This window comes from Oscillibacter sp. KLE 1728, assembly GCF_934833455.1.
Taxonomy (GTDB): domain Bacteria; phylum Bacillota; class Clostridia; order Oscillospirales; family Oscillospiraceae; genus Oscillibacter; species Oscillibacter welbionis.
In genome coordinates this window covers 1-5,406 of record NZ_CAKVVF010000032.1, presented here as the reverse complement: position 1 = coordinate 5,406, position 5,406 = coordinate 1, and the positions used below count along the sequence as shown (strand labels likewise).

Below are 5,406 nucleotides of genomic sequence, written 5' to 3'. Positions count from 1 at the left end.
GTACTTGACGGCATTGCCGATGACGTTCATCATCACCTGCTCCAGCCGGCTCCGGTCCCCCACGATCAAGGGCAGGCTCTCCGGCGGAGTATAGGTCAGCGTGTGCCCGTGCTGCTTGGCGGCCAGGGCATTGGCACGGGTGACGCTCTCAATGGCGTCCCCGAAAGGAAAGCGGGAGAGCACCAGCTCCGCATTGCCCGCATCCAGACGGCTGAGGGTCAGCAGATCCTGAACGATGTGGGTCATGCGGTCCGTCTCCGTGATGATGATGTCCAGAAAGCTGTTGGAGGTCTCCACAGGGATGTCCCCCTCCGCGTCCCGCAGGGTCTCGGCATAGCTGCGGACGTTGGTGAGGGGGGTGCGCAGCTCGTGGGAGACATTGGCCACGAACTCCTTGCGCCGCTCCTCGTTGCGGTGCTGCTCCGTCACGTCATGAAGCACCACCAGCACGCCGCCGCTGGCCTGGTCGGAAAACGGCGCCAGAAACAGCTCCAGCGTCCGGTCCCCCACCTCCATCTCCGCCTCGGCGTAGTTGGGTCTTTGGAGGGCCAGGGTCTCCTGGAAGGGATAGACCTGACCGAAGAGGGTATCGTAGGTAGTGCCCTCCGGCACACTGCGATGGAGCATATTGGTGGCGGCGGGATTGCAGTGGATAAGGAGGCTGTCGTGGTCAAAGGCCACCACGCCGTCGGTCATGTGGAGGAACAGGGTGTCCAGCTTGTTCCGCTCGTTCTCCACGGCGGCCAGCGTGGCTTGAAGGACATCGGCCATCTCGTTGAAGGTGCCCGTGAGGATGCCGATCTCGTCAGTGGACTCCACGGGGAGCTGGCTGTCAAAGTCTCCCGCGGCCACCCGCTCTGCCCCGGCGGTGAGCTTTTCGATGGGGCCCACCATGGTCTTGGACAGCAGGAAGCTCAACAGGACAGAGATCAGCAGGCCGATCACCAGCGCCTGCATGATGATGAGGAAGAGCTGGGAGTTCAGGTCCGTCACTGTGTCCTTGTTGTCCAGGATGTAAATGATGTAGGCGTTTCCGCCCCCCATGATGGGGATGGCTGCGTCCATATAGTCGGCGGTGATGTCGCTGCGGTCTCCCACCAGGGTGCTGTCGCCCTGAGCCACGGCATTCCGGGCGGTCAGCAGGTTGGCGGTCTGCTCCCGGGGGAGCTCTGACGCCTCTGCAGACCCGTCCAGGTAGGTGCCGCTCTGCCCATCCAGGATGAAGTAGTTCCGGGTGCGGTAGTCGATGCCCAGGGAGCCGGCCCGGCCCTCCAGCATCTCCTTGATGCCGGCGGCGCCGTCCGGTTCGGCCGCCCGGGCCCGGAGGGTGGAGACATAGCCGTCGCTGTCGTCGCTGAACACGGCGCTGATCTGCTCGTAAAAGGTGTCGATATAGAAGCTGGAGACGCTGGTGGTCAGGAACGCACCTACCACCGCCATCAGCGAGGTGATGAGCAGCAGCAGAATCAGCATCAGCTTCATGTGGAGGCTGCGGAACACGGCGAACACCTTCTTTCCTTAGAGAATGGAGGGCGGAGTCATTTCACGGAGAAGTAGTAGCCGGCGCCCCGGCGGGTGAGGATGAAGACAGGATTGGCGGGGTCGGCCTCGATCTTCTCCCGCAGGCGCCGGACCGTCACGTCCACGGTCCGCACGTCGTCGCCCACATAGCCGTAGTTCCACACCTGCTCCATCAGGTCGATGCGGGAGTAGACCTTGTTGGGATGGCTGGCCAGAAAGGTCAGCAGCTCATACTCCCGCTGGGTCAGGTCGATGGCCTTACCGGCCCGGAAGACCTGGTGGCTGTCGGTATTGATAGACAAATCCCCGGACACGGGCATGGCGGAGGCCGCGGCAGAGGCGGCAGCCGGCGGCGTCATGGTGGTCCGCCGGATGTTGGCTCCTACCCGGGCCACCAGCTCCCGCATAGAGAAGGGCTTGGTGATATAGTCGTCGGCACCGATCTCCAGCCCCAGGACCTTGTCCGCCTCCTCCTCCCGGGCGGTGAGGATGATGACGGGAACGCTGCTGCCCTGGTCCCGCAGGGCGCGGCACACGTCAAAGCCGTTTTTCTTGGGCAGCATTACATCCAGCAGGATCAGGTCCGGATTGGCGGATACCGCCTGAGCCAGGCCGTCCTCTCCGTCATAGGCCTCCAGCGTCTGATAGCCCGCCCGCTGGAGATTGAACCGCAGGATGTCCACGATATTCTTCTCGTCCTCCACGATCAGGACGGTTTTCGGATCGCTCATGGCAGAGTCTCCTCTCAAAGATTCAGAAGCACTTTTGCCTTCAGCACGGCGGCGATGGTCTTGCTGTCCTCGATCTCCCCGTCCATGACGCGGTGGACCATCTCATTGAAGGGAATGCGCTCCACATTCAAGAATTCATCCTCGTCCAGCTGCTGGGACTCCATGTGCAGGCCCTTTGCCAGGAAGAGGTACAGCCGCTCACTGAGACAGCCGGGAGAGGGCAGGGTCACGCCCATGGGCAGGAAGGTGTCCGGCACGGCACCGGTCTCCTCCTTCAGCTCCCGCAGGGCACCGGCCACCGGGTCCTCGCCCGGCTCCAGCTTTCCGGCGGGGATCTCCAGCAGCGTCTTTCCGATCACATAGCGGTACTGGGTGACGGTGAGCACATTGTTCCGGTCGTCCAGGGCCAGAATGGCCACGCCGTCCACATGCTCTACTACCTCGCGGAAAGAGGTCCTGCCGTTCGGCAGCTGCACCTGGTCCACGTGCAGGCTCAGGAAGCTTCCCTGGTACTTTTCCTCCCGGCTGAGGGTCTTCTCCGTCAGATCCGCAGTCTGATTCATATAGCATTCCACCTTGTGTCTATTTTTTGTATATTCAGGACATACTCAATCACTTTATTATAGCATATCCTCCAGAAAAAGCCAACTGTGACTTTCTCTTGAAGATGCGGGGAAAATATGGTATTATAATAAAACCTTCCAGGAAAGAGGTGAGCCCCACGGAGAAGAAGGGAATCAAGATCGCGGCCCAGAACCGCAAGGCCTTCCACGACTACTTCGTGGAGGACCGGTACGAGGCGGGCATCGAGCTTGCGGGCACGGAGGTCAAGTCCATCCGGGCCGGAACGCTGAATTTGAAGGACGCCTACTGTACGGTAAAGGATGGGGAGCTGTTCGTCCATGGGATGCACATCTCCCCCTATGAGAAGGGCAACATCTTCAACCGGGACCCGGTGCGCTCCCGGCGGTTGCTGATGCACAAACGAGAGATCCGCAAGCTCCATGCCCTGGTGAAGCAGGACGGCTATGCCCTGGTGCCCCTGTCCGTCTATTTTAAGGATTCCCGGGTGAAGCTGGAGATCGGCCTGTGCCGGGGCAAGAAGAACTATGACAAGCGGGCGGCTGCCTCCCAGCGGGACGCCAAGCGGGAGATTGACCGCACCCTAAAAGAAAGGAATCGATGATATGTCTGACATGACGAACCCTATTGTCACCATCACCATGGAAAACGGCGCTGTGATGACCGGCGAGCTATACCCCGCCAAGGCTCCCAACACGGTGGCCAACTTCATCTCCCTGGCCAACAAGGGCTTTTATGACGGCCTGGTCTTCCACCGGGTCATCCCCGGCTTCATGATCCAGGGCGGCTGCCCCGACGGCAACGGCATGGGCGGCCCCGGCTATGACATCCGGGGCGAGTTCTCCGGCAACGGCTTTGCCCAGAACGACCTGAAGCACACCACCGGCGTGCTGTCCATGGCCCGGGCCATGCATCCGGACTCCGCCGGCAGCCAGTTCTTCATCATGGTGGCCCCGGCGCCCCATCTGGACGGGCAGTACGCCGCCTTCGGCCAGGTGACCGGAAACGTGGAGGAGGCCATCCGCATCTCGGAGGTCCCCACCGACTGGAACGACAAGCCCAAGACACCGGTGGTCATTCAGAGCATTCGGGTGGACACCCAGGGCGTGGACTATCCGGAGCCTGAAAAGCGCTGAGAGGGGGAGAGCCCAATGAAGACGGCCATCATCACCGGCGCGTCCTCCGGTCTGGGACGGGAGTTTGCCCGCCAGCTGACGGACATATTCCCGGAGATTGAGTGCTGCTGGCTCATTGCCCGCCGGGAGGACCGGCTGGAGGAGATCGCCCGGGAGATGGTGGGGGTGGAGACGGTCTGCCTTCCCTTGGACCTGTGCGATTCCATGTCCTTTACCACCCTGCAGGAAAAACTGGCGGCGGAGAAACCGGAGGTGGCGATCCTCATCAACAACGCCGGCTGCGGTTACCTGGGCCGGATGGGGGAGACGGAGACCGCTGTCCAGACCCGGATGGTAGATCTGAACGTCCGGGCCATGACGGCGATGACGAACCTGGTCATTCCCTATATGCCGGCGGGGGGACGCATCCTCAACACGTCTTCCATCGCATCCTTCTGCCCCACGCCCCGGATGACGGTGTACGGCGCTAGCAAGGCGTATGTGTCCTCCTTCACTGTGGGCCTCAGTGAAGAGCTGAAGCGAAGGGACATCACCGTTACGGCGGTGTGCCCCGGCCCCATGAAAACGGAGTTCCTGGACGTGGGCAGCATCACTGGCCGTTCCCCGGCCTTTGAGTACCTGCCTTACTGCGACCAGGTGCGGGTAGCGGCGGGCGCGCTGCGGGCCGCCAAGGCGGGCAGGACTATGTACACGCCGCGGCTGTTCTACAAATTCTACCGGCTGTTGGTCAAAGTCGCGCCGGTGAAGCTGATGGTAAAATTTACCAAAACCTGAAATGTCATGGAATTGTAACACATTCCGACAGCGGGATGTGTTACAATCTCCATTGGCATCCTGCCAGATATCCCAGAAAGGCCCCCGGCATGGAGATGCGAATCGCAGGCTCCCATCACAAACCAGCGAAGCGTTTGTGATGGGAAGTGGAGGGACAACGGAGCATTGCGAGCTCTCGGCGCAGCCGGGAGCGGGTAGAGCACAGTCTGTCCCGACGACAGGGGGGTGTACCGGTTTCGACGGGGGTATGGAGGCGGGACCAGCGGGCGGCGGCGCCTGACCGCCATAAAACGGGCAATTTATAAATCAAATAACAACAGACAAGTTGCTATTGCTGCCTAATTAAAGGCGGCCGTCTGAACCGGAGAGGCCACAGGCCGGGGAAGGCGTCGTTGATGTGGCGTCCGTGCGGCGGGTAAGAGTTGCCCCGCCCACGCATGATGACTCTCACCTGACCGGACGGCGTGACGGCTTGCCGTCCGGAAGGGGAACAGGGAGAAAGACTCCCGCAATAACCGTCTGCGCCCGGAGAAAGTCCCGTTAAAGTGCTTTCGGACAGGGGTTCAACTCCCCTCACCTCCACCAAAAGAAAATGCGACTTGTCGAAACAAGTCGCATTTTCTTTTGGGTTTCGCTCCCGTTGGTCGCTCCACCCTTCGGTG

The 5,406-nt window shown here is 61.3% G+C and carries 6 protein-coding genes and 1 other RNA gene; 4 read left to right on the top strand and 3 right to left on the bottom strand.

Annotated elements, in window-relative coordinates; all coding sequences use genetic code 11:
* The 3 genes from QVE23_RS11000 to QVE23_RS05330 form a co-directional block, all read right to left on the bottom strand.
* Positions 1 to 1,509 (bottom strand): histidine kinase dimerization/phospho-acceptor domain-containing protein (locus QVE23_RS11000; protein ID WP_502919067.1); only part of this gene is annotated, 1,509 nt, incomplete at its 3' end.
* Between the two features lie 29 nt (positions 1,510 to 1,538).
* The gene (locus QVE23_RS05335; RefSeq protein ID WP_021748409.1) at positions 1,539 to 2,252 is read right to left on the bottom strand and encodes a response regulator; all 714 of its coding nucleotides are present in this window, start codon (positions 2,250 to 2,252) and stop codon (positions 1,539 to 1,541) included.
* A 14-nt stretch (positions 2,253 to 2,266) separates the two neighbouring features.
* Positions 2,267 to 2,815: an NUDIX domain-containing protein gene (locus QVE23_RS05330; RefSeq protein WP_021748410.1), complete on the bottom strand. Its 549-nt coding sequence runs from the start codon at positions 2,813 to 2,815 to the stop codon at positions 2,267 to 2,269.
* A 104-nt stretch (positions 2,816 to 2,919) separates the two neighbouring features.
* Here QVE23_RS05330 and smpB point away from each other — a divergent pair, with 104 nt between their 5' ends.
* From smpB to ssrA, 4 genes are all read left to right on the top strand, one after another.
* Entirely contained in the window at positions 2,920 to 3,438 is a 519-nt protein-coding gene (gene smpB, locus QVE23_RS05325) for an SsrA-binding protein SmpB (protein WP_081692081.1), read from the top strand.
* A 10-nt stretch (positions 3,439 to 3,448) separates the two neighbouring features.
* The gene (locus tag QVE23_RS05320; RefSeq protein WP_025544046.1) at positions 3,449 to 3,970 is read left to right on the top strand and encodes a peptidylprolyl isomerase; all 522 of its coding nucleotides are present in this window, start codon (positions 3,449 to 3,451) and stop codon (positions 3,968 to 3,970) included.
* Positions 3,971 to 3,985: 15 nt separating this feature from the next.
* On the top strand, positions 3,986 to 4,744 hold the full coding sequence (locus QVE23_RS05315; protein ID WP_287967702.1) for an SDR family NAD(P)-dependent oxidoreductase: 759 nt from the start codon (positions 3,986 to 3,988) through the stop codon (positions 4,742 to 4,744).
* Between the two features lie 221 nt (positions 4,745 to 4,965).
* Positions 4,966 to 5,329: a transfer-messenger RNA gene (ssrA, locus tag QVE23_RS05310) on the top strand.
* Positions 5,330 to 5,406 lie beyond the last annotated feature (77 nt).

Bases quoted from the DNA above. Each gene is read 5' to 3' on its own strand.
- QVE23_RS05335 (WP_021748409.1), bottom strand. From the start codon at position 2,252: ATGAGCGATCCGAAAACCGTCCTGATCGTGGAGGACGAGAAGAATATC.
- QVE23_RS05330 (WP_021748410.1), bottom strand. From the start codon at position 2,815: ATGAATCAGACTGCGGATCTGACGGAGAAGACCCTCAGCCGGGAGGAA.
- smpB (WP_081692081.1), top strand. From the start codon at position 2,920: ATGCGGGGAAAATATGGTATTATAATAAAACCTTCCAGGAAAGAGGTG.
- QVE23_RS05320 (WP_025544046.1), top strand. From the start codon at position 3,449: ATGACGAACCCTATTGTCACCATCACCATGGAAAACGGCGCTGTGATG.
- QVE23_RS05315 (WP_287967702.1), top strand. From the start codon at position 3,986: ATGAAGACGGCCATCATCACCGGCGCGTCCTCCGGTCTGGGACGGGAG.